The organism is Anaeromyxobacter dehalogenans 2CP-1 (assembly GCF_000022145.1).
GTDB classification, from domain to species: Bacteria; Myxococcota; Myxococcia; order Myxococcales; family Anaeromyxobacteraceae; genus Anaeromyxobacter; species Anaeromyxobacter dehalogenans.
Map to the genome: position 1 here is coordinate 3,222,247 of NC_011891.1, position 26,345 is coordinate 3,248,591.

The 26,345-nt window shown below is 75.0% G+C and carries 27 protein-coding genes; 2 read left to right on the forward strand and 25 right to left on the reverse strand.

From position 1 onward, the window contains the following. Positions 1 to 68 precede the first annotated feature (68 nt). On the forward strand, positions 69 to 344 hold the full coding sequence (rpsT, locus tag A2CP1_RS14680) for a 30S ribosomal protein S20 (RefSeq protein ID WP_012526821.1): 276 nt from the start codon (positions 69 to 71) through the stop codon (positions 342 to 344). A 21-nt stretch (positions 345 to 365) separates the two neighbouring features. Here the strand turns inward: rpsT and lptE are convergent, their stop codons facing one another. Both lptE and leuS read right to left on the reverse strand, forming a co-directional pair. Further along, positions 366 to 902 (reverse strand): LPS assembly lipoprotein LptE, encoded by a 537-nt coding sequence (gene lptE / locus A2CP1_RS14685; protein ID WP_012633991.1) that lies wholly within the window; start codon positions 900 to 902, stop codon positions 366 to 368. 1 nt (position 903) lies between these two features. Then, on the reverse strand, positions 904 to 3,402 hold the full coding sequence (gene leuS, locus A2CP1_RS14690) for a leucine--tRNA ligase (RefSeq protein ID WP_012633992.1): 2,499 nt from the start codon (positions 3,400 to 3,402) through the stop codon (positions 904 to 906). 95 nt (positions 3,403 to 3,497) lie between these two features. Between leuS and asnS the strand changes: the two genes are divergently transcribed. Continuing rightward, the gene (gene asnS, locus A2CP1_RS14695) at positions 3,498 to 4,802 is read left to right on the forward strand and encodes an asparagine--tRNA ligase (RefSeq protein ID WP_012633993.1); all 1,305 of its coding nucleotides are present in this window, start codon (positions 3,498 to 3,500) and stop codon (positions 4,800 to 4,802) included. A 213-nt stretch (positions 4,803 to 5,015) separates the two neighbouring features. Here asnS and A2CP1_RS14700 read toward each other — a convergent pair whose 3' ends face one another. From A2CP1_RS14700 to plsX, 23 genes are all read right to left on the reverse strand, one after another. Then, positions 5,016 to 5,402, reverse strand: coding sequence for a response regulator (locus A2CP1_RS14700; RefSeq protein WP_012633994.1), 387 nt, complete (start codon positions 5,400 to 5,402; stop codon positions 5,016 to 5,018). After that, complete coding sequence (cheB, locus tag A2CP1_RS14705; RefSeq protein ID WP_012633995.1) at positions 5,399 to 6,451, reverse strand: chemotaxis-specific protein-glutamate methyltransferase CheB; 1,053 nt, start codon at positions 6,449 to 6,451, stop codon at positions 5,399 to 5,401. Before cheB ends, A2CP1_RS14700 begins: the two co-directional genes overlap by 4 nt. Further along, positions 6,448 to 7,311: a CheR family methyltransferase gene (locus A2CP1_RS14710; protein ID WP_012633996.1), complete on the reverse strand. Its 864-nt coding sequence runs from the start codon at positions 7,309 to 7,311 to the stop codon at positions 6,448 to 6,450. The genes cheB and A2CP1_RS14710 overlap by 4 nt, the downstream gene beginning before the upstream one ends. A 6-nt stretch (positions 7,312 to 7,317) precedes the next feature. Further along, entirely contained in the window at positions 7,318 to 9,390 is a 2,073-nt protein-coding gene (locus tag A2CP1_RS14715) for a HEAT repeat domain-containing protein (protein WP_012633997.1), read from the reverse strand. Continuing rightward, positions 9,387 to 9,926 (reverse strand): chemotaxis protein CheW, encoded by a 540-nt coding sequence (locus A2CP1_RS14720; protein ID WP_012633998.1) that lies wholly within the window; start codon positions 9,924 to 9,926, stop codon positions 9,387 to 9,389. Before A2CP1_RS14720 ends, A2CP1_RS14715 begins: the two co-directional genes overlap by 4 nt. Beyond that, positions 9,913 to 10,818 (reverse strand): chemotaxis protein CheW, encoded by a 906-nt coding sequence (locus A2CP1_RS14725; protein ID WP_012633999.1) that lies wholly within the window; start codon positions 10,816 to 10,818, stop codon positions 9,913 to 9,915. The genes A2CP1_RS14720 and A2CP1_RS14725 overlap by 14 nt, the downstream gene beginning before the upstream one ends. A gap of 14 nt (positions 10,819 to 10,832) precedes the next feature. Continuing rightward, positions 10,833 to 11,657 (reverse strand): ExeA family protein, encoded by an 825-nt coding sequence (locus tag A2CP1_RS14730; protein ID WP_012634000.1) that lies wholly within the window; start codon positions 11,655 to 11,657, stop codon positions 10,833 to 10,835. Positions 11,658 to 11,662: 5 nt separating this feature from the next. Then, positions 11,663 to 13,720: a chemotaxis protein CheA gene (locus tag A2CP1_RS14735; protein ID WP_012634001.1), complete on the reverse strand. Its 2,058-nt coding sequence runs from the start codon at positions 13,718 to 13,720 to the stop codon at positions 11,663 to 11,665. A gap of 34 nt (positions 13,721 to 13,754) precedes the next feature. Then, positions 13,755 to 14,333 carry a peptidase M17 gene (locus tag A2CP1_RS14740; RefSeq protein ID WP_012526833.1) on the reverse strand — a complete coding sequence of 193 codons (579 nt, stop codon included), beginning with the start codon at positions 14,331 to 14,333 and terminating at the stop codon, positions 13,755 to 13,757. 10 nt (positions 14,334 to 14,343) lie between these two features. Beyond that, complete coding sequence (gene nusB / locus A2CP1_RS14745; RefSeq protein WP_011421790.1) at positions 14,344 to 14,772, reverse strand: transcription antitermination factor NusB; 429 nt, start codon at positions 14,770 to 14,772, stop codon at positions 14,344 to 14,346. Positions 14,773 to 14,774: 2 nt separating this feature from the next. Further along, on the reverse strand, positions 14,775 to 15,263 hold the full coding sequence (gene ribH / locus A2CP1_RS14750; RefSeq protein WP_012526834.1) for a 6,7-dimethyl-8-ribityllumazine synthase: 489 nt from the start codon (positions 15,261 to 15,263) through the stop codon (positions 14,775 to 14,777). Continuing rightward, positions 15,260 to 16,588 carry a bifunctional 3,4-dihydroxy-2-butanone-4-phosphate synthase/GTP cyclohydrolase II gene (locus A2CP1_RS14755; protein ID WP_012634002.1) on the reverse strand — a complete coding sequence of 443 codons (1,329 nt, stop codon included), beginning with the start codon at positions 16,586 to 16,588 and terminating at the stop codon, positions 15,260 to 15,262. Before A2CP1_RS14755 ends, ribH begins: the two co-directional genes overlap by 4 nt. After that, positions 16,585 to 17,232: a riboflavin synthase gene (locus A2CP1_RS14760; protein ID WP_012634003.1), complete on the reverse strand. Its 648-nt coding sequence runs from the start codon at positions 17,230 to 17,232 to the stop codon at positions 16,585 to 16,587. The genes A2CP1_RS14755 and A2CP1_RS14760 overlap by 4 nt, the downstream gene beginning before the upstream one ends. 12 nt (positions 17,233 to 17,244) lie before the next feature. Next, complete coding sequence (gene ribD / locus A2CP1_RS14765) at positions 17,245 to 18,423, reverse strand: bifunctional diaminohydroxyphosphoribosylaminopyrimidine deaminase/5-amino-6-(5-phosphoribosylamino)uracil reductase RibD (protein ID WP_012634004.1); 1,179 nt, start codon at positions 18,421 to 18,423, stop codon at positions 17,245 to 17,247. Next, on the reverse strand, positions 18,420 to 18,887 hold the full coding sequence (nrdR, locus tag A2CP1_RS14770) for a transcriptional regulator NrdR (RefSeq protein ID WP_012634005.1): 468 nt from the start codon (positions 18,885 to 18,887) through the stop codon (positions 18,420 to 18,422). The genes ribD and nrdR overlap by 4 nt, the downstream gene beginning before the upstream one ends. 66 nt (positions 18,888 to 18,953) lie before the next feature. Then, positions 18,954 to 20,207: a serine hydroxymethyltransferase gene (gene glyA / locus A2CP1_RS14775; protein WP_012634006.1), complete on the reverse strand. Its 1,254-nt coding sequence runs from the start codon at positions 20,205 to 20,207 to the stop codon at positions 18,954 to 18,956. A gap of 73 nt (positions 20,208 to 20,280) precedes the next feature. Then, on the reverse strand, positions 20,281 to 20,724 hold the full coding sequence (gene rpiB / locus A2CP1_RS14780; RefSeq protein ID WP_012634007.1) for a ribose 5-phosphate isomerase B: 444 nt from the start codon (positions 20,722 to 20,724) through the stop codon (positions 20,281 to 20,283). A gap of 198 nt (positions 20,725 to 20,922) precedes the next feature. Next, positions 20,923 to 22,164, reverse strand: coding sequence for a beta-ketoacyl-ACP synthase II (gene fabF, locus A2CP1_RS14785; protein WP_012634008.1), 1,242 nt, complete (start codon positions 22,162 to 22,164; stop codon positions 20,923 to 20,925). Between the two features lie 91 nt (positions 22,165 to 22,255). Continuing rightward, entirely contained in the window at positions 22,256 to 22,495 is a 240-nt protein-coding gene (acpP, locus tag A2CP1_RS14790) for an acyl carrier protein (RefSeq protein WP_011421799.1), read from the reverse strand. 51 nt (positions 22,496 to 22,546) lie between these two features. Beyond that, on the reverse strand, positions 22,547 to 23,299 hold the full coding sequence (gene fabG / locus A2CP1_RS14795; protein ID WP_012526842.1) for a 3-oxoacyl-[acyl-carrier-protein] reductase: 753 nt from the start codon (positions 23,297 to 23,299) through the stop codon (positions 22,547 to 22,549). A gap of 9 nt (positions 23,300 to 23,308) precedes the next feature. Further along, entirely contained in the window at positions 23,309 to 24,250 is a 942-nt protein-coding gene (gene fabD, locus A2CP1_RS14800) for an ACP S-malonyltransferase (protein ID WP_012634009.1), read from the reverse strand. 15 nt (positions 24,251 to 24,265) lie between these two features. After that, the gene (locus A2CP1_RS14805) at positions 24,266 to 25,246 is read right to left on the reverse strand and encodes a beta-ketoacyl-ACP synthase III (RefSeq protein ID WP_012634010.1); all 981 of its coding nucleotides are present in this window, start codon (positions 25,244 to 25,246) and stop codon (positions 24,266 to 24,268) included. An 8-nt stretch (positions 25,247 to 25,254) separates the two neighbouring features. Further along, positions 25,255 to 26,340, reverse strand: coding sequence for a phosphate acyltransferase PlsX (gene plsX, locus A2CP1_RS14810; protein WP_012634011.1), 1,086 nt, complete (start codon positions 26,338 to 26,340; stop codon positions 25,255 to 25,257). Positions 26,341 to 26,345 lie beyond the last annotated feature (5 nt).

Consider the following 26,345-nt stretch of genomic DNA (forward strand, 5'->3'; position numbering starts at 1 on the left):
ACCCCTTGACGCGGCTCGCGTTGGGCGATAGAAGCGCGCCCTCTTATTCAACCCGACGGAGAAGTCACTTGGCGAACACCGCATCGGCCGAGAAGCGCAACCGCCAGGCGCAGAAGCGCCGGGCCCGCAACGTCCAGGTTCGCACCGGCGTGAAGTCCGCAGTGAAGAAGCTGCGGGAGGCGATCGCGAAGGGCGATCCGGCCGCCACGCAGGTCGCGCTGAAGTCTGCCGAGAAGACCATCGGCAAGGCCGCCTCGAAGGGCGTGCTGCACAAGAACGCCGCCTCGCGGAAGATCTCCCGCCTGGCGAAGGCCGCGGCGAAGCCGGCCGCCGCCGCGAAGTAGGCTCCCTCCCCGCCCCGGTCGTCAGCGCCCCGCCGCGCCCTGCGCGGCCGGGGCGCGCTCGTCCCGGTCCTCGAACCCCTCGAGGATCTGGCGCGCCGCGTCCGCCGCCAGCCGGCGCAGCTCGAGCGCGCGCCGGCCCTCGGTCTCGAGCGGATCCGCGCCGCCCAGGTGATCGCCGTCGCGGCGGACGGCGAGCGAGGCGATCACCTTCCCCTCGGACACCAGGCGCGCGCGCGCGTTCAGCACCACGTGGAAGGTCGAGCCGGTCACCGACGACGGCAGGCCCTCCCCGGCGCCCACCTCGCCCTCGATCGCCACCGGCGCGTCCGGGCCGGCCGACGCCCCGCGCCGCGCCAGCTCCTCGCGCAGCGCGGCGGTGAGGGCGGCGCCCAGCTCCGGATCGCTCGAGAGGTTCTGGAACGCGCGCACGTGCACGCGCTCCGCGCCGCCGCGCGCGCGGTACGCGTGGGAGAAGCCGTAGCCGCAGCCGGCGGCGAGCGCCGCCAGGCCTGCGAGCAGCACGGCGATCGACCTGCGGGCGTCGCGCGGGCGCCGCACGTCAGGCCACCACGAAGTTGACGAGGCGCTTCGGCACGAAGACCACCTTGCGGACGGTCTTGCCCGCGAGGTGGACCTTCACCTTCTCGTCGGCCTCGGCGAGCGCGCGGACCTCCGCCTCGCCGGCCGCGGCGGGCGCCTGCACCTCGCCGCGGAGCTTCCCGTTCACCTGGACCGCGATGGTCACGGTGTCGGCCACGATCAGCGCCGGATCGAACGGCGGCCAGGGCGCGTCCGCCACCAGGCGCTCGCGCGCGACCGGCCCCATCACCTCGTGCCACAGCTCCTCGGCCACGTGCGGCGCGAACGGCGCCAGCAGCGTCGCGAGCGCGAGCAGCGCCTCGCGCACCGCCGCCCGGTCCGGCTCGGAGGCCGGCTCGAACGCGTAGAGCGCGTTCACCAGCTCCATGAGCGCCGCGATGCTGGTGTTGAACTTGAGATCCGCCTCGAGCCCCTCGGTGACGCGCTTGATGGTCCGGTGGGTGCGCCGCCGCAGCTCGAGCGCCTCGCCGGCCGCCTGGGCGAGCGCGGCCTCCGACGCGTCGAAGCAGGCCTGGCGCGCGAAGTAGATGCGCCACACGCGCGCCAGGAAGCGGAACAGGCCGTCCACCTGCTCGTCGGACCAGTCGATGTCCTTCTCCGGCGGCGCCGCGAACAGCATGAACATGCGCACGGTGTCGGCGCCGAACCTCGACACCATGCCGCCCGGCGCCACCACGTTGCCCCAGCGCTTCGACATCTTGCGCCCGTCGGGCCCGTTCACGATGCCCTGCGTGACCAGCCGCCGCACCGGCTCGTCCTCGTGCACCAGCCCGAGCTCGTGCATGACCCGGTGCCAGAACCGGAAGTAGAGCAGGTGCATCACCGCGTGCTCGGGGCCGCCCACGTACACGTCCACCGGCAGCCAGCGCCGGGCGACCTCCGGGTCGAACGGCCGCGCGTCGTCCCTCGGCGAGAGGTAGCGGGCGTAGTACCAGGACGAGTCCACGAACGTGTCCATGGTCTCCACCTCGCGCCGCGCCGGCTTGCCGCAGCGCGGGCAGGTGGTGTTCACGAACGACGCCACCTTGGCGAGCGGCGGCTCGCCGGTGCCGGTGATGATCGCCTCGGCCGGCAGCACCACCGGCAGGTCCTGCTCCGGCACCGGCACCATCCCGTGCTCGTCGCAGTAGATGATGGGGATGGGCGTGCCCCAGTAGCGCTGGCGCGAGAAGCCCCAGTCGCGCAGGTGCCACCGCACCGTGCCCTGGCCGAAGCCCTTCTCGGCGGCGTGCGCGGACATGCGCGCCCGCGCCTCCGCGGAGGCGAGCCCCGTGAACGGGCCGGAGCCCTCGAGCACGCCGTCCTCGGTGGCGGCCCGGTCGAGCGCGTCGCCGGCCGGGAGCCGCGCGCCCTGCGCCGGCTGGATGACCACGCGCACCGGCAGCCCGTACTTCCGCGCGAACTCGAAGTCGCGCTGGTCGTGCGCCGGGACGCTCATCACCGCGCCGGTGCCGTACTCGGCCAGCACGAAGTTCGCGATCCAGATCGGCACCTGCTCGCCGGTGAACGGGTTCACCGCGAACGCGCCGGTGAACACGCCCTCCTTCGGCGCGCCCTCGCCCGTGCGCTCCACCGCGTCGGTCTTGCGCATGCGCGCGACGAACGCGTCCACCTCGGCGCGGCGCTCCGGCGCGGTGACCTGCGCGACCAGCGGGTGCTCCGGCGCCAGCACCACGTACGTGCAGCCGTAGATCGTGTCGACCCGGGTGGTGAACACCTTCACCGCGGCGCCGCCGGCGGCGAGCGCGAAGTCCACCTCGGCGCCCTCGCTCTTGCCGATCCAGTTGCGCTGCATGGTCGTGACGCGGTCCGGCCAGTCCTTCAGGCCGTCCAGCCCGTCCAGCAGCTGCTGGGCGTAGGCGGTGATGCGGAACGCCCACTCCGGGTGGATCTTCTCGACCACCGGCGAGCCGCAGCGCTCGCACCGGTTGTCGTCCACCACCTGCTCGTTCGCGATGACCGTCTGGCAGCCGGTGCACCAGTTCACCTTGCCCTGGCGCCGGTAGGCGATGCCCTTCTCCAGCAGCTTCAGGAAGAACCACTGGTTCCAGCGGTAGTAGGACGCGTCGGCGGTGACCAGCTCGCGCTCCCAGTCGAAGCTGTAGCCGAGCCGCTTCATCTCGGCGCGGAACGAGACCACGTTCTCGCGCGTCCGCTCCGCCGGGTGGCGGCCGTCCTTGATGGCGGCGTTCTCGGCCGGCAGGCCGAGGGCGTCGAAGCCGATCGGGTGGAGGACGTCGAACCCGCGCATGCGCAGGTGGCGCGCCAGCGCGTCGCCGATGGTGTACACGCGGGCGTGGCCCATGTGCATGGCGCCCGACGGATACGGGAACATCTCGAGGACGTAGCGGGTGTCGGCGTCGGGACGGCGACCCGCCTTGAAGGCGCCCGCCTCCTCCCACCGGCGCTGCCAGCGCGGCTCGATCGACTGGGGCTCGTAACGCTCGTTCATCGACATAGGGGTGCGGATTCTAGCGGACGTCGCGCGTTTCGTCTGCTCAGGTATATTGCCCGCGAAACCACGTCCACCGCCCATCCAGCACGGGGTCCCGCATGTACCCGCCCGTCCACGTCGCCGACATCGCCCAGCACGAGGGGAAGGAGATCACGCTCCACGGCTGGCTCCACAACCGCCGCTCGTCGGGCAAGCTCCACTTCCTCCAGCTGCGCGACGGCACCGGCACGATCCAGTGCGTGGTGTTCAAGGGGAACGTGACGCCGGAGGTGTTCCAGGCCTCGGACCACCTCCCGCAGGAGACCAGCCTCACGGTGACGGGCCTCGTGAAGAAGGACGAGCGCTCGCCCATCGGCTTCGAGCTGGACGTGCGCGACCTGCAGGTGGTGTCGCGCCCGGCCCAGGAGTTCCCCATCGGGCACAAGGAGCACGGGGTCGCGTTCCTGATGGAGCAGCGGCACCTGTGGCTCCGCTCGCAGCGGCAGCAGGTGATCCTGCGCGTCCGCCACACCGTCGAGAAGGCGATCCGCGACTTCTTCGACCAGCGCGGCTTCACGCTGGTGGACGCGCCCATCTTCACGCCGTCCGCCTGCGAGGGCACCTCCACGCTGTTCGAGGTCCCCTACTTCGACCTGGGCAAGGCCTACCTGACGCAGTCCGGCCAGCTCTACATGGAGGCCGCGGCCATGGCGCTCGGGAAGGTCTACTGCTTCGGCCCGACCTTCCGCGCCGAGAAGTCCAAGACGCGCCGCCACCTCACCGAGTTCTGGATGGTCGAGCCGGAGGTCGCGTACATGGACCTCGACGGCGACATGGAGCTGATGGAGCAGTTCGTCTCCTACGTGGTCCAGACCGCGCTGGAGAAGCACCGCGTCGAGCTCGCCACGGTGCTGGAGCGCGACGTCTCGAAGCTCGAGAACGTGAAGGCGCCGTTCCCGCGCATCACCTATACCGAGGCGGTGGAGGTCATCCAGAAGGCCGGCCACCCGATGAAGTGGGGCGACGACATCGGCGGCGACGAGGAGACGGTGGTCGCGAGGCAGTTCGACCGTCCGGTGATGGTGCACCGCTACCCCGCCGAGATGAAGGCGTTCTACTTCAAGAAGGACCCCGCCGATCCCAAGGTCGCGCTCGGCTGCGACGTGCTCGCGCCGGAGGGCTATGGCGAGATCATCGGCGGCGGCCAGCGCGAGGACGACCTCGCCACCCTCGAGGCCGCCATCGATCACCACCAGCTGCCGAAGCAGGCGTTCGAGTGGTACCTCGACCTGCGCCGCTACGGCACCGTCCCGCACGCCGGCTTCGGCATGGGGGTGGAGCGCTGCGTGGCCTGGATCTGCGGCCTCCACCACGTCCGCGAGACCATCCCGTTCGCGCGCATGATGGAGAGGATCACGCCGTGAGTGATCTGACGGGGCTGCCGCCCCGCCCCATGGAGCGGAGCTCCATGGGGCCCCACCCCGCGCGCGGGGCCCGTGACCTCGCGCGCCCGCTGACGCGGGTGCGCGCGAGGTCCCCGCGGGGAGGGGTTGCACCCCTCCCCAGCCTGCGGCCGGGGCCCCTCCCTGCTGACGTGTCCGGCTGCGCCTGAACGGCGCTGCGCGCCGGGCCCGCGCTCACGCGGCGCCGAGCAGGCGGCGCACCGCCTCGACCACCTGGTGGGCCTGCACCGGCTTCACCAGGTAGTCGTTCGCGCCGAGGCCGAGCGCGCGGCGGCGATCCACCTCGCCGGCCTCGGTGGTGACCACGAGGATCGGCATGGCGCGGTGCGCCCCGCCGGAGCGGATCAGCGACACCAGCTTCAGCCCGTCGAGCACCGGCATGTTGATGTCGGTGACCAGCAGGTCGAAGCGGGCCGCGGCCAGGTGGCGCCAGGCGTCGGCGCCGTCCACGGCCTCGGTGGTGCGGATGCCGCCGGCGCCCTGCAGCGCGCGGCAGAGCTGGCGGCGCATGGCGCTGCTGTCGTCGACCACCAGGGCGTGGCGCGGCGGGCACGGGGTCACGGCGCGCGGGCCTCGCGTGCGAGCTCGATGAGGCGCGCCGCCAGGGCGTCCAGCCCGAGCAGCGCGTCCACGGCGCCGCGCTCGACCGCCGCCTGCGGCATCCCGTAGACCACGGCGGTCTCCTCGGACTCGGCGAGCGTGAGCCCGCCGGCGGCCTTCACCGCCGCCATCCCGGCGCACCCGTCGGTGCCCATCCCGGTGAGGAGCGCGGCGCAGGCGCGCGCGCCGAGGACCCGCGCCGCCGAGCGGAAGAGCCGGTCGATCGACGGGCAGTGGCGCGCGCCCGGCCCCGGCGCGCCGGGCGGCAGCACCGCCGCCCGCAGCACGCCGTCGGCGCGGCGCGCCAGCTCCAGGTGGTGCCCGCCGGGCGCGACCAGCGCGCGCCCCGCGACCACCAGGTCGCCGTCCACGGCCTCCACCACGCTGAAGTGCGAGCCGCGGGCGAGCCGCTCCGCGAACGCGCCGGTGAACCGCTCGGGCATGTGCTGCGCCACCAGCACCGCGAGCGGGAGATCGCCGGGCAGCGCCGCGAGCAGGCGCTGCAGCGCGGAGGGGCCGCCGGTGGAGGCCCCCACCACCGCGATCCGGGCCGGCTCGAGCTCGCGGGCGTCGAGGGCCCGGACGCCGGCGGAGAGGTTCTGGATGCGCAGCGCGCGCACCGTGGCGCACTTCTCCAGCAGCGCCTCGCGGACCGCCCCGAGCCCACCGCGGTCCGGCCGCGCCACGAAGTCGAGCGCCCCGAGCTCGAGCGCCTTGAACACGTCCGCGCGCCGCGACTGCGACGACAGCACCACCACCGGCGTGGGGCGGCGTGCCATCAACAGGCGCAGGAAGCTGAACCCGTCCATCCGCGGCATCTGCAGGTCCAGCACCACCACGTCGGGCGCGAGGCGGAGCGCCTCGGCCAGCCCCTGCTCTCCGTCCGCCGCGGTGCCGGCCACCACCAGCCCGTCAGCGCCGTGGAGCATGCGCACCAGCTCGTCCCGGCTGGCAGCCGAGTCGTCCACCACCAGCACCCGCAGGGTGCGCCGGCGCCCGTCGCCGCTCACGGCGCGCCCCCGCCCGCCGGCTTGCGGTAGACGAGGTCCGCCCGGAGCTGGACCAGCTCGAAGTCGGCGGTCACGTTGAGCAGCGACTCGGAGTGGCCGAGCAGCAGCCAGCCCCCGCCGCGCAGCTTCGCGTGGAGCGCGCGCAGCGCGCGGCGGCGCGCATCCAGGTCGAAGTAGATCATCACGTTCCGGCAGAACACCGCGTCCTGCGGCGGCACCGCCGCGAGCGCGTCCGGCGCCACCAGGTTGTCGCGGTGGAACCGGACCATCCCCCGGAGCCCCTCGTCCACCACCCACTTCCCGCCGCGCAGGTGGAACCAGCGCCGCATCGGCGACGACTCGGGCGCGCGGAACGCGTGCTCCCCGTAGCTCCCGGCCCGGCCCTGTGCGACGCACCGGCGGGAGAGATCGCAGGCCGCGATCTCGACGTCCCACCCGGCGAACAGCCCCGAGTCGCGCACCAGCACCGCGACGGTCCAGGCCTCCTCGCCGGTGCTGCAGCCGGCCGACAGGATGCGCAGCCGGCGCTCCCGGGCCAGCGAGGACGCCAGCGCCGGCAGGATCTCGTCCGCGAACGCCCGGAGCTGGCGCGCCTCGCGGAAGAAGTAGGTCTCGTTCGTGGTGAGGAGGTCGAGCGCCTCGGCCAGCTCCGCGCCGCCCCGCGGATCGAACCGGAGGTGGCGGTGGTAGGCGGAGAAGTCGCGGAGCCCGAGCGCCTCCAGCCGCGGCGCGAGGCGGCGCTCCAGCAGGCGGCGGTGGTCCTCGCGGAAGGCGATCCCGCAATGCGCCTGGATGAGCTCGCGGAGCAGCCGGAACTGCTCCTCGCTCATGGCCGGCGGCGGGGGCCCGTGGCTCCACATGCGCGCCTACCCGGCCCCGAGCGCGCGCGCCGCGTCGGCGAACGCGCGCGCGACCAGCGGATCGGCGTCTCCGGCGGCGAGCCGGACGGCGTCCGGTCCCAGCGCGGGATCGCCGCGCACGGCCATGGCGCCGGCCGCGGCGCGCCGCACGTCCCAGCGCGCGCTCGCCGCCGCCTCCCGCAGCAGCCGGGCGCCCTCCGGCCCCTCCAGCCGCGCGGCCGCCGCCACGCCCTCCTTCGCGACCTCCGGATCCGCGTGCCCGACCGCGGCCGCGACCAGGTCGGCCGGCGGCACGCCCAGGCCCGCCAGCGCGTGCAGCGCGGCCACGATCACCGCGGGCGGGCTGGCCGGATCGCGCCCCAGCGCCGCCAGCGCCGGCGCCTGCTCCACCGCGCCCGCCGCGCCCAGCGCCTCCGCGGCCGCGGCCCGCACCGCCGGCTCCGGGTCGCCGAGCGCCGCCGCGAGCGCGGCGCGCACCGCGGGCGGCGGGGCGCCGGGCGCCGCCGGGGCCGCGCGCACCACCTCCGCGCACCCCGAGGCCGCCGCGGCGCGGACCTGCCAGTCGGGATCCCGGAGCGCCGCCGCGAGCTCGGCCAGCGCGGCCGCGGCCGGCGCCGCGCCACGGCGCCCGAGCTCCGCCAGCGCGCCCGCCGCGGCGGCGCGGCCCGCCGGTGCGGCCGCGCGGAGCCCCTCGCAGATCCTGGGCAGGTCCTCCGCCTCGCCCAGCGCGCCCAGGATGCGGTACAGCGCCGGCCAGGCGCCCACCGCCGCCCGCGCGCGCGCCATCGCGCGCACCGCCGCCGCGGCGGCGGACGACTGGAGCCCGATGCGGGCGAGCGCGTTCGCCGCCATGCCCGCCACCGCGGGGTCCTCGTCGCCGAGGAGCCCCGCCAGCGGCGCCACCGCGCGCGCGTCGCCCAGGCGGCCCAGCGCGGCCACGGCCTCCGCCTGCAGGAAGCCGCCCGCGTCGCTGGCCTCGCGCACCAGGGTCTCGAGCGCCGCCGGGCTGCCGAGGCGCGCCAGCACCGCGAGCGCCGTGAGCCGGCCCACCGGCCCCTGGCTGCCGAGCGCGGCGGCCAGCGCGGCGCGGAGCTCGGCGCCCGCGGGGAGCCGCTCGAGCGCGTCCTCGACCAGCGGCCGCAGGCGCTCGTCCTCGGCGGCGCGCAGCAGCGCGCCCACGTGCCGCGCCCCGCCCAGCCACCCCAGCGCCGCGATCGCGCCCAGGGTCGCGTGCGGATCGTCCCCGCCGATCGCGGCCGCGCACGCGTCCGCCACCCCGGAGTCGCGCGCGCCCACCTCCGCCACGGCCCCGGCGAGCACGCCCAGGGCGTCCGCCGCGTCGCGGGCCACCTGCAGGCCCACCCCGGCCAGCGCCGCCTGCCGCGTGCCGCGCGCCGGCTCCGCCAGCCCCTGCGCCAGGAGGCGCAGCCCCTCCGGCTCGCCGCACGCGCCCAGCGCGCGGTACGCCGGGCGTCGCAGCGCCGGGTCGGCGAGGATCCGGGCCACCAGCGCCGCGGGCGGGCACGCGCGGAGGTCGCCGAGCGCCTCCAGCGCGGCGAGCCGCAGCGTCCCGTCGTCGGACGCGAGCGCCGCGGTGAGGGCCCCCGCCGCCTCGGGCCCGCCGACGCGGCCGAGCGCCTCCGCCGCCGCGGCGCGCACGTTCGGATCGGCGTCGGCGAGGCGCGCCGCCAGCGCGGGCACCGCGCGGCGATCGCCGATCGCGCCGAGCACGCCTGCCGCCGCCTGCCGGAGGTCGCCGTCGCCGCCGCCGAGCCGCTCCAGGACCGCGGGAACCGCCGCGGCGCCCAGCCGCTGGAGCGCCGCCGCCGCCGCCTCGCGCGCGCCCACCGTGGCCCCGCCGCCCAGCGCCTCGAGGAGGCCGCGCAGCGCGGGCGCGGGGTCGCGGAGCGCGCCGAGCCGCTCCACCGCCGCGGCCCGGACCCGCCAGCTCGCGTCCGCGAGCGCCTCCAGCAGCACCGCCAGCTCGGCCGGCGCGGCCGGATCCAGCTCGCAGGTGGCGCGGTAGCGGAGCTCCTCGTCGCCGGAGCGTGCCCGGCCGTGCGGGTCGGGAGCGGTCATGCGCGCCTCGAGGCCTCGGCCTGGGCCCTGGCTGCGGCCGCCTCGCCCGGCACCACCGGGTCGAGCAGCGCCTTCACGTCGAGCAGGAGCCGGAGCCGCGCCGGCCCCCCGCGGCGGCCGCCGGGCCTCCCGTCGCCGCCGCACACGCCCAGGAAGAAGCGCGGCCCCCCATCCGCCACCAGCGCCGGGGCCGGGCGGAGCGCGTGCCGGGGCAGGCGCAGGACCTCGCACACCTCGTCCACCACCAGCCCGATGCGCCGCCGGGCCACGTTCACCACCAGGAAGCGCGTGCGCCGGGTGGGCGGCCCGATGGGCAGCCCGAAGCGGCGCCGGACGTCCACCACCGGGATCACCTCGTCGCGCAGGTGGAACACGCCCTCCACGAACGCGGGCGCGCGCGGCACCGGCGTGACGGGCTGCGGGGGAATGATCTCGCGGACCCGCATGATGTCGATGGCGTAGTCCTCGCCGCCGACGCGGAACGTGCAGAGCTGGACCCGCGCGCCCTCCGGCGCGGCCGCCTCAGGCGCCGCCACCCTGGCCCCCCTCGGCGCGGCGCGGCGCCGCCAGCGAGCGGCGCACCAGCGCGGCCGGATCGATCACGGTGAACAGCCGGTCGCGCTCCCGCCCGATCCCGAGCAGGCACTCGGCCGCGTCGCCGCCGATGCCCTGCGGGGACGGCTCCAGGCTGCCGGCGGGCAGGCGGACCACGCTGGAGATCGCGTCCACGCGGAAGCCGCAGGGCCCATCGCCGGCGTCCACGATGACGAGGCGCCAGTCCTCGCCCGTGTCGCGGGGCGCCGGCAGGCCGAGCCGCGCGCGGGGGTCGATCACCGCCACCACGCGGCCGCGCACGGTCACCACGCCCAGCACCGGCGCCGGCGCGCGCGGCACCTCGGTGAGCGGCGGGGGGCGGAGCACCTCCTGCACGCGCTCCACCGGCACCGCGTACTCCTCGGCCCCGAGGGCGAAGGTGAGGAACTCGTCGAGCGACACCTGGCCAGGCTCGAGCGGCGCCGGCGCGCCGCCCGCCGCCCAGCCCAGCTCGGGCAGCTCCGGCGCCTCCTCGTCCGGCCGGTAGAAGAACGCGTCGAGCGGATCGCGCGCGGCCGGCGCCGCCGGGGGGCGGACCTCGACGGCGGGCGCGGGGAGCGGCGGCGGCGAGGCCGGCCCGGGGCGCGCGGCGGGCAGCGCGGACGGATCGATGGGCACCGGGGGCGGCTCGCCGGGTCGCCAGGTCGTGAAGCGCGCCGGGTCCGGCTCCGGCATGGCCTGCACGCGTCCGGCGAGCACGGCCGCGGCGCTGGCCACGCCCCCGGGCGCGTCCGCGGGCGGCTCCGGCGCCGGCGCGGCGGCGGAGGTCGGCCCGGCCGCGGCGCGCGCGGCGGCCCGCTCCCTCGCCTTCTTCCGGATCGCCAGAAAGTCCATCGCCGGAGGGGACTCTACCCCGGCCGTCCCGGCGTTCCCAGATAGGCGGCGATATCGGCCGCCGCCGCCTCGACCACCTCGGCGCCGATCGTCTCCACCTCGCGCGCGAACCCCTCCAGGAGCGCGCTGGCCGCCACCTGGTTCACGCGCCGCGGGACCCCGCCACTCAGCCGGTGGACCGCCGCCACCGCCGCCGGCTCGAACAGCGCCTCGGTCCGGCCGGCCACCGCCAGCCGGTGCTCCAGGTAGCGGCCGGTCTCGGGCCCGTCGAGGGCGCCGAGGTGGTAGGCCACCCCGACGCGCTGCAGGAACGCCTCACCACCCCGGGCGCGCAGCCGCTCGCGCAGCTCCGGCTGACCCACCAGCACCAGCCCGACCAGCGCGCGATCGTCGGCGCACAGGTTGGTGAGGAGCCGCAGCTCGTCGAACGCGGCGCGGGCCGGGAGGAGCTGCGCCTCGTCCACCACCACCACCGCGAACTGGCCCTCGGCGTCGAGCCGCGCCACGTGGTCGGCGAGCGCCGAGAACGCGTCCGCCTTCCGCCGCGCCGGCGGCAGCCCGAACCCCTCCGCGATGGTCCCGAGGAGCTGCGCGGCCGGCAGCGCCGGGTGCACCACGAAGCTGAACCGGCAGCGGTCCGCGAACGCGTCCACCAGCGCGCGCGACAGCGTGGTCTTGCCGGCGCCCACCTCGCCGGTGAGCACCGCCACCTCCCGCTCCTCCAGCGCGTGCGAGAGCCGCGCCAGCGCCTCGGCGTGCTGGCGCGAGGGGAACAGGAACGCCGGGTCCGGCGTCTTGGAGAACGGCTTGCGGGCGAGGCCGAAGTGCTCGAGGTACATCCCGGCTACCCCGCCGCCTCGCGGGGCTCCCCCGACACCACGTCCTCGATGATGGCGCCCACGTCCAGCACCAGCACCGTGCGGCGGCTGCCCAGGTCGGTGGCGCCGGCGATGCCGCGCACGCCCTGCAGCACCGAGCCGAGCGGCTTCACCACCACGTCCTGCTGCCCGACCACCGCGTCCACCGCCACGCCCAGCCGCTCCTGCGCCAGCCCGACCACCACCACGAACAGCCGCTCCGGCGCGCCGGCGCCGGGCAGCCCGAAGAAGGTGGACAGGCGCACCAGCGGCAGCGTCGCGCCGCGCACGGTGACCACCTCGCGCGTGGAGAGCGTGCGCACCTCGGCGGCGCGGACCTCCAGGATCTCCAGCACGCTGTTGAGCGGCACCGCGTAGGTCCGGCCCGCCACCCACACCACCAGCGCGCGCACGATCGCGAGCGTCACCGGCAGGGTGATCTCGAAGCGGGTGCCGCGCCCGCGCTCGGTGTGCAGGTCGATGATCCCGGACAGCGCGGCGACGTTGCTCTTCACCACGTCCATGCCCACGCCGCGGCCGGAGAGGCTGGTGACCTGGCGCGCGGTGGAGAACCCGGGCACGAAGATGAGGTTCATGAGCTCGCGGCGGGACAGCGCGCCGACGTCGCCCGCGGTCGCCAGCCCGCGCTGGACCGCCACCTCCCGGATGCGATCCTCGTCGATGCCGCCGCCGTCGTCCTCGACCACGATCCGGACCTTGTTGCCCTGCGGAGCCGCCTCCAGCCGCACGGTGCCGAGCGGCGGCTTGCCGGCCCGGGCGCGCCGCTCGGGCGCCTCGATCCCGTGGTCGATGGCGTTGCGGATGAGGTGCATGAGCGGATCGGAGAGGTCCTCGACGATGAGCTTGTCGAGCTCCACCTCGCCGCCCGAGACCCGGAGGTCGATCTCCTTGCCGACCTCGCGCGCCAGCTTGCGCACCATCCGCGAGAGCTTGTCGAACACCTGCTCCAGCGGGACCATGCGCACCTCGAGGATGCCGGCCTGCAGCTCCTCCAGGCGGCGCTCCAGCGTGCGGTTGATGCGCTGCAGCTCGGCCGCCGCGGCCGGGTCGCGCCCCTCGGCGCGGAGCCGCTCCGCGAGCGCGACGAGGCTCGTCTTGACCAGCACCAGCTCGCCGACGGCGTTCATGAGCCGGTCGAGCTCGTGGATGTCCACCCGCACCGCCTGCGAGGCGGAGCGCAGCGACGCGGCGTCGTCCGATGGGGCCTCGGGCGCGGGGGAGAGCGCGCCGCCGGCGCGCCGGGGCGCGTCGGCGCGCGGCGCGGGCGGCGGCGCCTCGACCCGCGGCACCGCCTCGACCGCCGCGGCCGGGCCCGCCTCGCGGCGGATCGCGTCCACCGGCTCCTTCGAGGCGAACAGCAGCTCGAACGCGATCGCCTGGGGATCGCGCAGGTCCGAGGACGGCAGCGTCGAGACCACCTCGCCGAGCCGCTTCAGCCGCCCGTTCAGCGCGGCCAGCTCGCGGTCGAACCCGTCCAGGTCGAAGCTCACCTTCACCCGGTGCAGCCCCAGCCCCTTGTCGAGGTTGGCGCGGAGCCGGTGCTCCTCGTACTCGGTGAGGATGCCGAGGACCTCGGGCCCCAGCGCCACGGTCGCGAGCGAGTCGGCCGCGCGGGCCGGCGGCGGCGCCTCGCCGGCGCGGAGCCGGTCGGTGAGCCGGGCGGCGGCGTCGGTGCTCGCCGGCGCCGCGCCGGAGGCCTCCTCCGCCACGATGCGCGACAGCACCTCCGGCGCCTCGAGCAGCAGGTCGAGCGCGGGGCGGTCCAGCCGGCGCCGGCCCAGCCGCACCTCGTCGAGCAGGTCCTCGAGCGCGTGGGCGAGGCGCGTGAGGCGCTCCACCCCGGACATCGAGGACAGGCCCTTCAGCGTGTGGGCGGCGCGGAAGACGCCGTTCAGGACGTCCGGGTCCGGATCCTCGTGCCCGCCCGCCTCGAGCTGCATGAGCCCGTGGCCGAGCGCGTCGATCGTCTCCTGCGCTTCGGAGACGAACTCGGCGAGCGCCTTCTGGGATCGGTCGGCCGGCATGGGGCGGCGCGGAGGCGCGGGCCCCGCGGCCGGGTCAGCGTACCACGCCGCCGACGTGCGGCAAGGCGCGGCCCCGGGACGGCATCTCCACGCGCGACGGGGGCGCCACCACCTCGACGTCCAGCCCCATGGCGTTGCGGGCGGCGGTCAGGTCTCGCTGCAGCGCGCGCGGCTCACCGAGCAGCACCTGCCGGCGCACCGGCCGGAGCGTGCTGGCCTCGAGCCAGAGCCGGGCCGCCAGCCCCGGCTCGCCGGCGAACGGGGGAAGGGACGAGGCGAACGCGTCGCTCCCGGCGCGGGCCATGGCGGTGCAGGCGCGGCGGGCGGCGCCGAGGAACGCGTCCGGCGCGAGCGGCACCGCGGGGAGGCCGAAGCAGAACACGCGCGCGGGGCGGATGCGGCCGCCGGAAGGCACGAGCAGCGCCTCCTCCGGCGCCGCCTCGAACAGCCCGCCGCGGATCACGCGCGAGACCGCGCCGCACATCCGCCAGTCCACGAAGCCGGCCAGCCCCTGCAGCGGCCGCTCCGGCCCGACGAAGACGCACAGCGCGTCCACGTCGAGCGCGTCGATGGCCTGCAGGCCCAGCTCTGCCACCTCGATCTTGAGCGTCACGCCTCGCCCCTCACCGCTCGCCGCGGCGCGCGGGCGGCAGGCCGCTCGCCACCTTGTCGAGGACGCCGTTCACGAACGCGCCCGAGCTCTCGGAGCCGTACTTCTTCCCGAGCTCGATGGCCTCGTTGATCACCACCTTCACTGGCACGTCGGTGCGCAGCAGCTCGAAGACCGCCAGCCGCAGCACGTTCCGGTCCACCTTGGCCATCCGGTCGAGGCGCCAGTTGGTGGAGACCGCCTCGATGGCCTCGTCCACCGCGCGCCGGTGCTGGGCCACGCCGCGCACCAGCCCCTCGGCGAGGTCCATCACCTCGCGCTCGACCGGCTCGAAGCTCTTCCAGAAGCGGGAGAGGGCGTCGTCGATGCCCTCGGCCGCGACGTCGATCTGGTAGAGCGCCTGCAGCGCGCGCTCCCGGGCCCTGGTCCGCCGCGACGTCACCGTCACTCCGCCTTCCGCGCGGGGGCGCGCGCGATCGCGCGCAGCACGTTGGCCTGCTCCACCGCCGCGGCCGCGGCGTCGGCGCCCTTGTTGCCCGCCTTCACGCCGGCGCGCTCCAGCGCCTGCTCCATGCTGTCGCAGGTGAGGACGCCCATCGTCACCGCGCAGCCGGCCTCCATGGCGACGTGGGCCACGCCCTTCGTGACCTCGGCCGACACGTACTCGAAGTGCGGCGTGCCGCCCCGGATCACCGCGCCGAGCGCGACGACCGCGTCGTACCGGCCGGTCGCGACCACCCGCCGGAGGACCGCCGGCAGCTCGAACGTGCCCGGGCAGCGGAACACGTCGACGTCGCCGTCGGCGACGCCGTGCCGCCGGAGCGCGTCGGCCGCGCCCACCAGGAGCTGCTCGGTGACGAGCGAGTTGAAGCGCGCCACCACCAGCGCGGCCTTGAGGCCGGTGCCGACCAGCGAGCCTTCGTAGACGTTCATCGCCTTCCCTTTCCCTTCCTGGACGCGGGGGCCGGGCGCCGCCGCTTGGCGGCCCGCGCCGGGGCCGCCGGCGCCCGTGCCGCCGCCGCCGCCGCGACCGGCGCCAGCGTGAGCAGGTGGCCCATCTTGTCCCGCTTGGTGATGAGGTACGCGCGGTTGCGGCGCGTCGCAGGCATCTCGATCGCCACCCGCTCCACCACCTCGAGGCCGTAGCCCTCGAGCCCGATGATCTTCTTCGGGTTGTTGGTGAGGAGCCGCATCTTGCGCACGCCCAGATCGCGGAGGATCTGGGCACCGATGCCGTAGTCCCGCAGGTCCGGCTTGAAGCCGAGGCGCACGTTCGCCTCGGCGGTGTCGTAGCCCTCGTCCTGCAGGTTGTACGCCTTCAGCTTGTTCGCCAGGCCGATGCCCCTGCCCTCCTGGTCGAGGTAGAGCAGGACGCCCTTGCCGGCGCGGTCGATCTGGTCCAGCGCCGCGTGGAGCTGCGGGCCGCAGTCGCAGCGCTCGCTCCCGAACACGTCGCCCGTGAGGCACTTCGAGTGCACCCGCACCAGCACCGCCTCGTTCGGCCGCCACTTGCCCTTCACCAGCGCCACGTGCTGGTGCCGGTCCACGTCGTTCTCGTAGGCGACGGCGCGGTACTCGCCGTGCTCGGTGGGCAGCGGCGCCTCCGCCGCGCGGCGCACGAGCGTGTCCTTCATCATCCGGTAGGAGATGAGGTCGGCGACGGAGACGATGGGCAGGTCGTGCGCCCGGGAGAGCTTCTCCAGCTCGGGCATGCGCGCCATGGTGCCGTCGTCGTTCATCACCTCGCAGATCACGCCGGCGGGCTTCAGGCCGGCGAGGCGGGCCAGGTCGACCGAGCCCTCGGTCTGGCCGGCGCGCACCAGCACGCCGCCCTTCCGGGCGCGCAGCGGGAACACGTGGCCCGGTCGCGCCAGGTCCTCGGGGCGGCAGCCGTCGGCGACCGCGGTGAGGATGGTGTGGGCGCGGTCCTTGGCGCTGATGCCGGTGCTCACGCCCTGGCGCGCCTCGATCGACACGGTGAACGCGGTGCCGAAGCCCGACGTGTTCGCCGTCTCGTCCACCATGAGCGGGAGGCGCAGCTGCCGCACCTTCTCCTCGGTGAGCGACAGGCAGACCAGGCCGCGCCCGTAGCGGGCCATGAAGTTCACCGCCGCCGGGGTGACCTTCTCCGCGGCGAGGCACAGGTCGCCCTCGTTCTCGCGGTCCTCGTCGTCGGTCAGGATCACCATCTTGCCGGCGCGGAGGTAGGCGATGGCCTTCTCCACCGAGTCGACGGCGTGCTGCGCGTGCTCCGTCACGGCTTCTCCTCTGCTGCGTATCCCCAGCGGGCGAGATCGCCCGCCCCGAGCCCCTCGAAGGCCCGCAGGCGCGCCACGTGGCGCGCCAGCACGTCGGCCTCGAGGTTCACCTTCGTGCCCGCGGCGGCCTGGCCCAGCGTGGTGCGGGCCAGCGTCTCCGGGATGAGCGCGAGCTCGAACCGGTCCCGTCCGGCCGTCGCCACGGTGAGCGACACCCCGTCCACCGCGATCGAGCCCTTCTCCGCCACGAGCGGCGCGATCGAGGGCGGCAGCGAGATCGTGAGGCGCGCGCCCTGCCCCTCCGGCACGCGGCGCAGCACCTCGCCCACCGCGTCCACGTGGCCCTGCACCAGGTGCCCCCCGAGCCGCTCGCCCACGGCGAGGGCGCGCTCCAGGTTCACCTTCGCGCCCGGCCTCCAGCCGCCGACGGTGGTGCGCGCGAGCGTCTCCGGGACCGCGTCGAACGACACCAGGCCGCCGCCGCGCTCGACCACCGTGAGGCACGCGCCGGAGCAGGCGATGCTCTCGCCCAGCACCAGCTCGTCCACCGGCAGCCGCGCCGGGCGGAGCGTCAGGCGAGCGCCTCCCTGCCGGGGGACGATCCGCTCCACCACGCCGACGTCGGCGACGAGTCCGGTGAACATTTCGCGCGAATCCTAGCCTCGTTGGGGGTTTTTGGCCAACGCGGCGCGGCGCGCGGGGACGCCCGTGACGAGCAGGTCGTCGCCCACCCGCTCGAACGCCACCTGCTCCAGGCGCAGCGCGTCCGCCATCCGCGCCGGCCCGCGGCCCGCCACGAGCGGCACGCCGTCCCCGCCCGCGATCTTCGGCGCGACGAAGACGGCCACCCGGTCCACCAGGCCGGCCTCGAGGAAGCGCGCGTGGACGTGCGCGCCGCCCTCCACGAGCAGGTGCGCGACGCCGCGCGCGGCGAGCTTCGCGAGCAGGTCCCGCAGGTCCACCCCGCCCTTCCCGCGGCGGCAGCGCACGAGCTCCACGCCGGGCCCGTACCGGCGCGCCGGCGCGGCAGACGCGTGCGCCACGAGCGTCGGGGCCGGCGAGCCGCCGCGGAACAGCGCCAGCGTCCGCGGCAGCGAGAGATCGCTGTCGAGCACGACGCGGATCGGGTCGCGGCCGCCGCGCGGCAGGCGCGTGGTGAGCCGCGGGTCGTCGGCCCGGGCCGTCCCGGCGCCCACCAGCACCGCGTCCACCCGGTCGCGGAGCCGGTGCACCCAGGCGCGCGCCGCCTCGCCGCTCACCCAGCGCGCGTCGCCGGTGCGGGTGGCGATGCGGCCGTCGAGCGTCACCGCCGCCTTCAGCGTCACGAACGGCCGACCCTCGGTGATGAACGTGAACCAGGGCGCGTTGAGGCGGTCGCACGCGTCGCGCAGCACGCCCTTCACCACCGCCACGCCGTGCCGGCGGAGCCGGGCCATCCCGCGCCCGTTCACCAGCGGGTTCGGGTCGCTCGAGCCCACGAACACCCGCCGCACCCCGGCCTCGAGCAGCGCCACCGAGCAGGGCGGCGTCTTGCCGAAGTGATCGCAGGGCTCGAGCGTGGTGTACACGTCCGCCCCGCGCGCCAGCGCCCCGGCGGCCCGGAGCGCCACCACCTCGGCGTGCGGCCCGCCGGCGCGCGCGTGGTGGCCTCGCCCGACCACGCGCCCGTCGCGGACCACCACCGCGCCCACCGCGGGGTTCGGGCTGGTGCGCCCCAGCCCGCGCGCCGCCTCGCGCACGGCCAGGCGCATGAAGCGCTCCGCCTCCGCGCCGGCGACGGGCGCGGGCGCGCGGGCGCTCGCCCGCCACCCCGACGGCGCCGCGCGTGCGGTCACCGCTCCTCCCCGTCCTTCCGCGCCAGCCCGGCCAGCTCGGTCATGAACTCGCCCACGTCGCGAAAGGCCCGGTACACCGAGGCGAAGCGCACGTAGGCGACCTCGTCGAGCGTGCGGAGCCGCTGCATCACCGCCTCGCCGATGACGGCGGTGCGGATCTCGCGCTCGCCCAGCTCCTGGACCTGCCGCTCCACCGCCGAGACGAGCGCCTCCACCTGCTCGGTGGAGACCGGCCGCTTCTGGCAGGCGGTGGCGACGCCCTCGACGATCTTGGCGCGGTCGAACGCCTCGCGCCGGCCGTCCTTCTTCACCACCTGCGGGAGCACGTCCTCGATGCGCTCGTACGTCGTGAACCGCCGCTCGCAGGACAGGCACGCCCGGCGCCGGCGCGTGGCCTGGCCGTCCTGCGTCTCGCGCGAGTCCACCACCCGGTCCTCGAGGTGTCCGCAGTACGGACAGCGCATGGTCCACTCACCCCGGCCCGCCGCCCGGCGCGGGGCCCCGGCCGGCCCCGGCCCGCGGCACGGCCGTCAGACGCGATCCGCGTACATCGGGAAGTGCGCGCAGAGGTCCTTCACCTCGCCGCGCACGCGCGCCAGCACCTGCTCGTCGGCCGGCGCGTCGAGCACGCGCCCGATGAGCGCGGCCACCAGCGTCATCTCGCGGCTGCCCATCCCGCGGGTGGTGAGCGCCGGCGTCCCGACCCGGATCCCGGAGGTGGTCATCGGCTTCTCCGGGTCCCACGGGATCATGTTCTTGTTCACGGTGATGCCGGCCTTGCCGAGCGCCTCCTCGGCGATCTTGCCGGTGAGCTTCTTCGGGCGGAGGTCCACCAGCATCAGGTGGTTGTCGGTGCCGCCGGAGACGAGCCGCAGCCCGGCCGACTTCAGCCCCTCCGCCAGCACCTGCGCGTTCTCCACGATGCGCCGCTGGTACGCCTTGAACTCGGGGCGGAGCGCCTCGCCGAACGCCACCGCCTTCGCGGCGATCACGTGCTCGAGCGGGCCACCCTGGATGCCGGGGAAGATCTGCGAGTTGAGCGTCTTCGCGTGCGCCTCGCGGCAGAGGATCATGCCGCCGCGCGGGCCGCGGAGCGTCTTGTGCGTGGTGGTGGTGACGATCTCCGAGTGCGGCACCGGCGACGGGTGCAGCCCGGCCGCGACCAGGCCGGCGATGTGCGCCATGTCCACCACCATGGCCGCGCCGACCTCGTTCGCGATCTCGGCGAAGCGATCGAAGTGCAGCGTCCGCGAGTAGGCGCTCGCGCCGACCATCAGGATGCGCGGCTTGTGCTCGCGGGCGAGGCGCGCCACCTCGTCCATGTCGATGGTCTCGTCGGACTGGCGGAGGCCGTACGGGACGATCTTGAAGAGCTTGCCGGAGAAGTTCACCGGCGAGCCGTGGGTGAGGTGCCCACCGAAGTTCAGGCTCATCGCGAGCACCGTGTCGCCCGGCTTCGCGAGCGCGAAGTACGCGGCCATGTTGGCCTGCGAGCCGGCGTGCGGCTGCACGTTCGCGTGGTCGGCGCCGAACAGCTGCTTGGCCCGGTCGATGGCGAGCTGCTCGACCTGGTCCACCACCTCGCAGCCGCCGTAGTAGCGCTTGCCCGGGTAGCCCTCGGCGTACTTGTTGGTGAGGGTCGAGCCGAGGGCCTCGAGCACCGCCGGCGAGACGAAGTTCTCGCTGGCGATGAGCTCGAGCCCCTCCGCCTGGCGCCGCGTCTCCTCGCGGATGAGCTTCGCGATCTGCGGATCGGCCTCGGCGAGGCGCTGCGTGGGCATCATCTTCGTTCTCTCCTCGGGAGCGTGGCGGGAGGGCGGTTCTATCGCGCCCCGCCGGGTCAGGCAACGGGGCGGTTCAGCGCTCCAGGGCGCCGATCTTGTCGACGCGCCGCTGGTGCCGCCCGCCCTCGAACGGCGTCTCCAGGAACGCCTTCACGACGGCCGCGCCCAGGCCGAGCCCGAGCACCCGCTCGCCGATGCAGAGCACGTTCGCGTCGTTGTGGGCGCGGGCCATCCGCGCGTCGAACTCGGTGACGCAGTGGGCCGCCCGGACGCCGTGGACCTTGTTGGCGGAGATCGACATGCCGATGCCGGTCCCGCACACCAGGATGCCCAGGCGCGCGCGCCCGGCAGCCACCGCCTCGGCCACCTGCCGCGCGTAGTCGGGGTAGTCCACGCTCTCGCCCGAGAACGGCCCCAGGTCCTCGACCTCGAACCCGGCCGCCCGCGCCACCTTCACCGCCTCGGCCCGCAGGTTCAGCCCTGCGTGGTCGGAGCCCGCGATCACCCGTTCGGCCATCACCGCCTCCTCTTGCGAAGGGGGCGCATTGTTCCACAGGACGCGCCCCCGCGCATCCGCCCCGCGGTGCGCCGGCCGCCCGCCGCCTCGCCCTTCCGGGCGATGGGCCGCCACCGGCCGGCGGCTCCCCCGGAACGCGAGAGGCGCCGACCCCGCGCGGCGGGGCGGCGCCTCGGGGGGTCGCGGCCGGCCGGGCCGCTACACGCGCTTGAAGAGCACCACGGCGTTCGTGCCGCCGAACCCGAAGGAGTTCGAGACCGCCACGTCGACGCGCACCTCGCGCGCCGTGTTCGGGACGACGTCGAGGTCGCACTGCGGGTCCTGGTCCTCGACGTTGATGGTCGGCGGCAGCACGCCGCGCGAGATGGCGAGGACCGTCACCACCGCCTCGAGCCCGCCGGCGCCGCCCAGCAGGTGGCCGGTCATGGACTTGGTCGAGGAGACCATCAGGCCGTGCTTCGCGTGCTCCCCGAAGACGCGCTTGATGCCCTGGCACTCGGCCACGTCGCCGACCGGCGTCGAGGTGCCGTGGGTGTTCACGTAGCCGACCTGCTCGGGCGCGACGCCGGCGTCCTGCAGCGCCATGCGGACCGCGCGCGCGCCGCCCTCGCCGCCCTCGGCCGGCGCGGTGATGTGGTACGCGTCGGCGCTGGCGCCGTAGCCGGCCAGCTCCGCGTAGATGCGCGCGCCGCGCTTGCGGGCGTGCTCGTACTCCTCGAGCACCACCAGGCCAGCGCCCTCGCCGGCCACGAAGCCGTCGCGGCCCTTGTCGAACGGGCGGCTCGCCTTCTCGGGCGCGTCGTTGCGCTCGGAGAGCGCCCGGGCCGCGCAGAAGCCGCCGATGCCGAGCGGCGTGATGGTGGCCTCGCAGCCGCCCGCGATGATCACGTCGGCGAGGCCGCGCTCGATGTAGAGCATCGCGTCGCCGATGGAGTGGTTGCCGGTGGCGCAGGCCGAGACCGGCGAGAAGTTCGGGCCCTGCATCCCGTACTTCATGCTGATCTGGCCCGGGGCCAGGTTGATGATGAGCGACGGGATGAAGAACGGGCCGATCTTGCGGACGCCCTTCTCCAGCAACGTCTTGTGCTCGTCCTCGATCGTGCCGAGGCCGCCGATGCCCGCGCCGACGATGGCGCCGACGCGCACGGGGTCCTCCTTCGACATGTCGAGGCCCGAGTCCTTCATGGCCATGTCGGCGGCGGCGAGCGCGAACTGGATGAAGCGGTCGTTCCGCCGGGCCTCCTTGCGATCCATGAAGCGGGTGGGATCGAAGGCCTTCACCTCGCCGGCGATGCGCGTCGGGTAGGTGGAGGCGTCGAAGAGGGTGATGGGCCCGATGCCGCTCTTGCCGGCCACGAGCGCGCTCCAGGACTCCTCCACCCCGATGCCCACGGGCGAGACGAGCCCCAGTCCTGTGACGACGACACGGCGCCTGCTCATCTGGTTCACCTCTCCTCGGAAAGAGCGCGTGCGGCGGCGGCGAGGCCCCCCGGCCTCGCCCCCGCGCGCGGTACCGACTCCGGAGCCGCGGCTACTTCTTGTGCGTGGTGATGTAGTTCACCGCGTCCTGCACCGTCTTGATGTTCTCGGCCTCCTCGTCGGGGATCTCGACCTCGAACTCCTCCTCCATGGCCATGACCAGCTCGACGATGTCGAGCGAGTCGGCGCCGAGGTCCTCGATGAAGCTGGCGGCGGGCTTGATCTCGTCCTCGCCCACTCCCAGCTGATCCGCGATGATGTTCTTCACCTTCTGCTCGATCGTTGCCGACATGGTGCTTCCTCCGTTGTGCTCGGGGTTGGTGCCGCCGCAGGGAGCCTGCAGCTACATGTACATGCCGCCGTTGACCCGCAGGGTCTCGCCGGTCACGTACGATGCCAGGTCGCTCGCGAGGAACGCCACCGCGTTCGCCACGTCCTCCGCGCTGCCGAGCCGCGCGAGCGGGATCATGTCCTTCATCTTCGTCTTCGCGGCCTCGGGGAGCGCCGCGGTCATGTCCGTGTCGATGAAGCCGGGCGCCACCGCGTTCACGCGCACGTTGCGCGACGCGAGCTCGCGGGCCACCGACCGGGTGAGCCCCTCCAGCCCCGCCTTCGTCGCGGCGTAGGCGGCCTGGCCGGCGTTGCCCATCTCGCCCACCACCGAGGTGAGGTTCACGATGGCGCCGGAGCGCTGCTTCATCATGGGCCGGGTGGAGGCGCGGATCAGGTTGAACGCGCCGGTGAGGTTCACCTGGAGCTGCCGGTTCCAGTCCTCGTCCTTGAGCCGCATGACGAGCTGGTCGATGGCGATGCCGGCGTTGTTCACGAGCACGTGCAGCCCGCCGAACGTGGCCACCACCTGCTCCACCGCGGCGGTGCAGGCGGCCGGGTCGGCCACGTCGAACTTGTACAGCTCGGCGCGCGGCGCGCCCGCCTGCCGCACGAGGGCGATGGCCTCGGCCGCCGCCGCGTCGTTGCCGGCGTAGTTCAGCGCCACGCTGGCCCCGCCGCGCGCCAGCGCCACCGCCACCGCGCGGCCGATGCCGCGCGAGGCGCCGGTGACGAGCGCGGTCTTCCCGGTGAAGTCGAAGGTCATCTCGGTCCTCTAGCCCTTCAGCGCGGCGAGCGTCTTCTCCAGCGACGCGCGATCCTCGACGTTGAACGCCTCGACCGAGCGGTCGATGCGGCGCAGCAGCCCCGAGAGCACCTTGCCCGGGCCGACCTCGACCACCCGGGTCACGCCCAGCCGGACCAGCTCCTCGACGCACTCGATCCAGCGCACCGGCGCGGTCACCTGCTCGACGAGCAGCGGGACCACCCGCGACGCGTCCTGGTTCGGCTTCGCCTCGACGTTCGTCACCACCGGCCGCAGCGGCGCCCTCCAGGGCATCGCGCGCAGCACCGGCTCGAGCCGGGCCTTCACCGGCGCCATGAGCGCCGAGTGGAAGGGGGCGGACACCGGCAGCGGCAGCACGCGCTTCGCGCCGGCCTCCTTGAGCCGCGCGCCGGCCTGCTCCACGGCGCCGGCCGCGCCCGCGATCACCGTCTGGGCGGGCTCGTTGTAGTTCGCGGGCGAGACCACCTGCCCGGTCTCCGCCGCCACCGCGGCGCAGATCTCGCGGACGCGCGCCGGATCGAGCCCGAGCACCGCGCTCATGGCGCCCTGCCCCGCCGGCACCGCCTCCTGCATGAACGTGCCGCGCGCCCGCACCGCGCGCGCCGCCTCGGCGGCGCCGCACGCGCCCACCGCCACCAGCGCCGAGTACTCGCCCAGCGAGTGGCCGGCCACGTAGTCCGGGACCAGCCCCTGGTTCGCGAGCACCGCCGCCGCCGCGGACGAGACGGTCAGGATCGAGGGCTGCGTGTTGGCGGTGAGCTTGAGCTGGTCCTCGGGGCCGCCGAAGCACAGGGCCGAGAGCTTCTCGCCCAGCGCCTCGTCCACCTCCTGGAAGATCTCCCGCGCCTCCGGGAAGGCGTCGTGGAGCTCCTTGCCCATGCCGACCGCCTGCGAGCCCTGCCCCGGGAAGACGAACGCCAGCTTGCCCATGTCCGGTCTCCCCGCCTACCAGCGCACCACGCTGGCGCCCCAGGCCATGCCGCCGCCGATCGCCATCATCAGGACGGTGTCGCCGGGCTTCAGCCAGCCGGCGCGGTTCGCCTCGTCGAGCGTCATCGGGACGCTCGCCGCCGAGGTGTTGCCGTACTTCTCGAGGTTCATCCAGCACTTCGACTCGGGGATCTCCAGGCGGTGCAGCGTCGCGTCCAGGATGCGCTTGTTGGCCTGGTGCGCGATCACCCAGGTCACGTCGCCGGGCGTGAGCTTCTCGTCGGCGAGCACCTCGCGGCAGCTCTCCTCGAGCGAGCGGACCGCGACCTTGAACACCTCGCGGCCGTTCATCTTCACGTAGTGCGACTTCTCCCGGACCACCTTCTCGGAGATCGGGTCGCGCGAGCCGCCACCCGGCTGCAGCAGGATGGGCACCAGCGAGCCGTCGGTGTGGAGGCGGACGGCGCGGATGCCGCGCTGCGGGTCGTCGGTCGGCTTCAGCACCATCGCGCCGGCGCCGTCGCCGAACAGGATGCAGGTGTTCCGGTCGGTCCAGTCGGTGATCCGGGTGAGCGCGTCGGCGCCCACCACCAGCGCGTTCTTCACCGCGCCGGTCGCGACGAAGCGATCCGCGACGGAGAGCGCGTAGAGCGAGCCGGCGCAGGCGGCGGAGACGTCGAAGGCGAACGCCTTCCTGTTCCCGAGCTTCCCCTGCAGCACCGCGCCCACGCTGGGGAACGGGTAGTCCGGGGTGACCGTGCCCACCACGATCATCTCGACGTCCTTCGCGTCCAGGCCGGCCGCGTCGAGCGCGCGCCGCGAGGCCTCGAGCGCGAGGTCGCTGGTGGCCTGGTCGTCGGCGACCACGTGCCGCTCGCGGATGCCGGTGCGCTCCACGATCCACTGGTCGTTCGTGTCGACCAGCTTCTCCAGATCGGCGTTGGTGACGATCTTCTCGGGCGCGTAGGACCCGGTGCCGGCGATGAGGGAGCGCATGGATCTCCTTAGGTTCGGGGCGGCGCGATGCGCCGCGGCGTGGGGCCCTGCTCGGTGGCCGCGCCGTCGGCGGGGACCTCCAGCAGCGCGTGCGACGGCGCGACGGCCCGCGCGATCTCGTCGATGAAGTGGGTGCGCGCGGCGTCGCCCGCGCGGCGGATCGCGTTCTCGATCGCGAGCGCGTCGGAGCGCCCGTGCGAGATGAACCCGACCCCGTTCACGCCCACCAGCGGCGCGCCGCCCACCTCGCGCCAGTCGATGCGCTTCTTCATCCCCTCCAGCGCGGCCCTGGAGAGCAGCCCGCCGATCTTCGACACGGTGGTGCTGCGCAGCGCGCGCTTGAGGTACTCGCCGACCACCTTGGCCGTGCCCTCCATCGTCTTCAGGGCCACGTTGCCGGTGAAGCCGTCGGTCACGATGACGTCCACCTCGCCGGTGAGCAGGTCGCGCCCCTCGCAGTAGCCCACGAAGTCGATGGGCGCGCGCCGCAGCGCGGCGGCGGCGGCGCGGGTGAGGTCGGTGCCCTTCGTGTCCTCCTCCCCGTTGGAGAGGATGGCCACGCGCGGCCGGGTCACCCCGTGCACGCGGCGCGAGTAGACCTCGCCCATCAGCGCGAACTGCACCAGGTGGATCGGGCGGCAGTCCACCACCGCGCCCATGTCGAGCATGAGCGGGGCGCCCTTCAGCGCGGGCAGGACCGAGACGATGGCGGGGCGCTCCACGCCCTCGGGACGGCCGAGCACCAGGATCGCGCCCGCCATGACCGCGCCGGAGTTGCCCGCGGACACCATCCCCGCCGCCCGGCCCGACGCGACCAGGTCGAAGCAGACGCGGATGGAGTTGTCCTTCTTCCGCCGCATCGCCTGGCCGGGGTGGTCGTGCATCTCGACCACCTCGGTCGCAGGGTGGACCTCGAGCGGCAGGGAGCTCGCGGCGCGGTGGCGCGCGAGCTCCTCTCGCACGCGCGCCTCGGGGCCGACCAGGACGACCGGCAGCCCCTTACGCGCTGCGTTAACCGCACCCTGTACGATCGCGCCGGGGGCGTGGTCGCCCCCCATCGCATCCACGGCGATGGGCGCGATCTTCCCGACCATCGCGC

Coding starts and splice junctions, on each gene's coding strand:
- leuS (WP_012633992.1), bottom strand. CDS start 3,402: ATGTCGATGAACGAGCGTTACGAGCCCCAGTCGATCGAGCCGCGCTGG.
- fabD (WP_012634009.1), bottom strand. CDS start 24,250: ATGGGCAAGCTGGCGTTCGTCTTCCCGGGGCAGGGCTCGCAGGCGGTC.
- A2CP1_RS14715 (WP_012633997.1), bottom strand. CDS start 9,390: ATGACCGCTCCCGACCCGCACGGCCGGGCACGCTCCGGCGACGAGGAG.
- A2CP1_RS14735 (WP_012634001.1), bottom strand. CDS start 13,720: ATGCCGGCCGACCGATCCCAGAAGGCGCTCGCCGAGTTCGTCTCCGAA.
- A2CP1_RS14805 (WP_012634010.1), bottom strand. CDS start 25,246: ATGCGCTCCCTCATCGCCGGCACCGGGTCCTACGCGCCCGAGAAGATC.
- fabG (WP_012526842.1), bottom strand. CDS start 23,299: ATGACCTTCGACTTCACCGGGAAGACCGCGCTCGTCACCGGCGCCTCG.
- ribH (WP_012526834.1), bottom strand. CDS start 15,263: ATGAACGTCTACGAAGGCTCGCTGGTCGGCACCGGCCTCAAGGCCGCG.
- A2CP1_RS14760 (WP_012634003.1), bottom strand. CDS start 17,232: ATGTTCACCGGACTCGTCGCCGACGTCGGCGTGGTGGAGCGGATCGTC.
- A2CP1_RS14730 (WP_012634000.1), bottom strand. CDS start 11,657: ATGTACCTCGAGCACTTCGGCCTCGCCCGCAAGCCGTTCTCCAAGACG.
- acpP (WP_011421799.1), bottom strand. CDS start 22,495: ATGTCGGCAACGATCGAGCAGAAGGTGAAGAACATCATCGCGGATCAG.
- A2CP1_RS14710 (WP_012633996.1), bottom strand. CDS start 7,311: ATGTGGAGCCACGGGCCCCCGCCGCCGGCCATGAGCGAGGAGCAGTTC.
- plsX (WP_012634011.1), bottom strand. CDS start 26,340: ATGGTCGGGAAGATCGCGCCCATCGCCGTGGATGCGATGGGGGGCGAC.
- glyA (WP_012634006.1), bottom strand. CDS start 20,207: ATGATGCCCACGCAGCGCCTCGCCGAGGCCGATCCGCAGATCGCGAAG.
- nrdR (WP_012634005.1), bottom strand. CDS start 18,887: ATGCGCTGTCCGTACTGCGGACACCTCGAGGACCGGGTGGTGGACTCG.
- rpiB (WP_012634007.1), bottom strand. CDS start 20,724: ATGGCCGAACGGGTGATCGCGGGCTCCGACCACGCAGGGCTGAACCTG.
- A2CP1_RS14725 (WP_012633999.1), bottom strand. CDS start 10,818: ATGGACTTTCTGGCGATCCGGAAGAAGGCGAGGGAGCGGGCCGCCGCG.
- fabF (WP_012634008.1), bottom strand. CDS start 22,164: ATGAGCAGGCGCCGTGTCGTCGTCACAGGACTGGGGCTCGTCTCGCCC.
- asnS (WP_012633993.1), top strand. CDS start 3,498: ATGTACCCGCCCGTCCACGTCGCCGACATCGCCCAGCACGAGGGGAAG.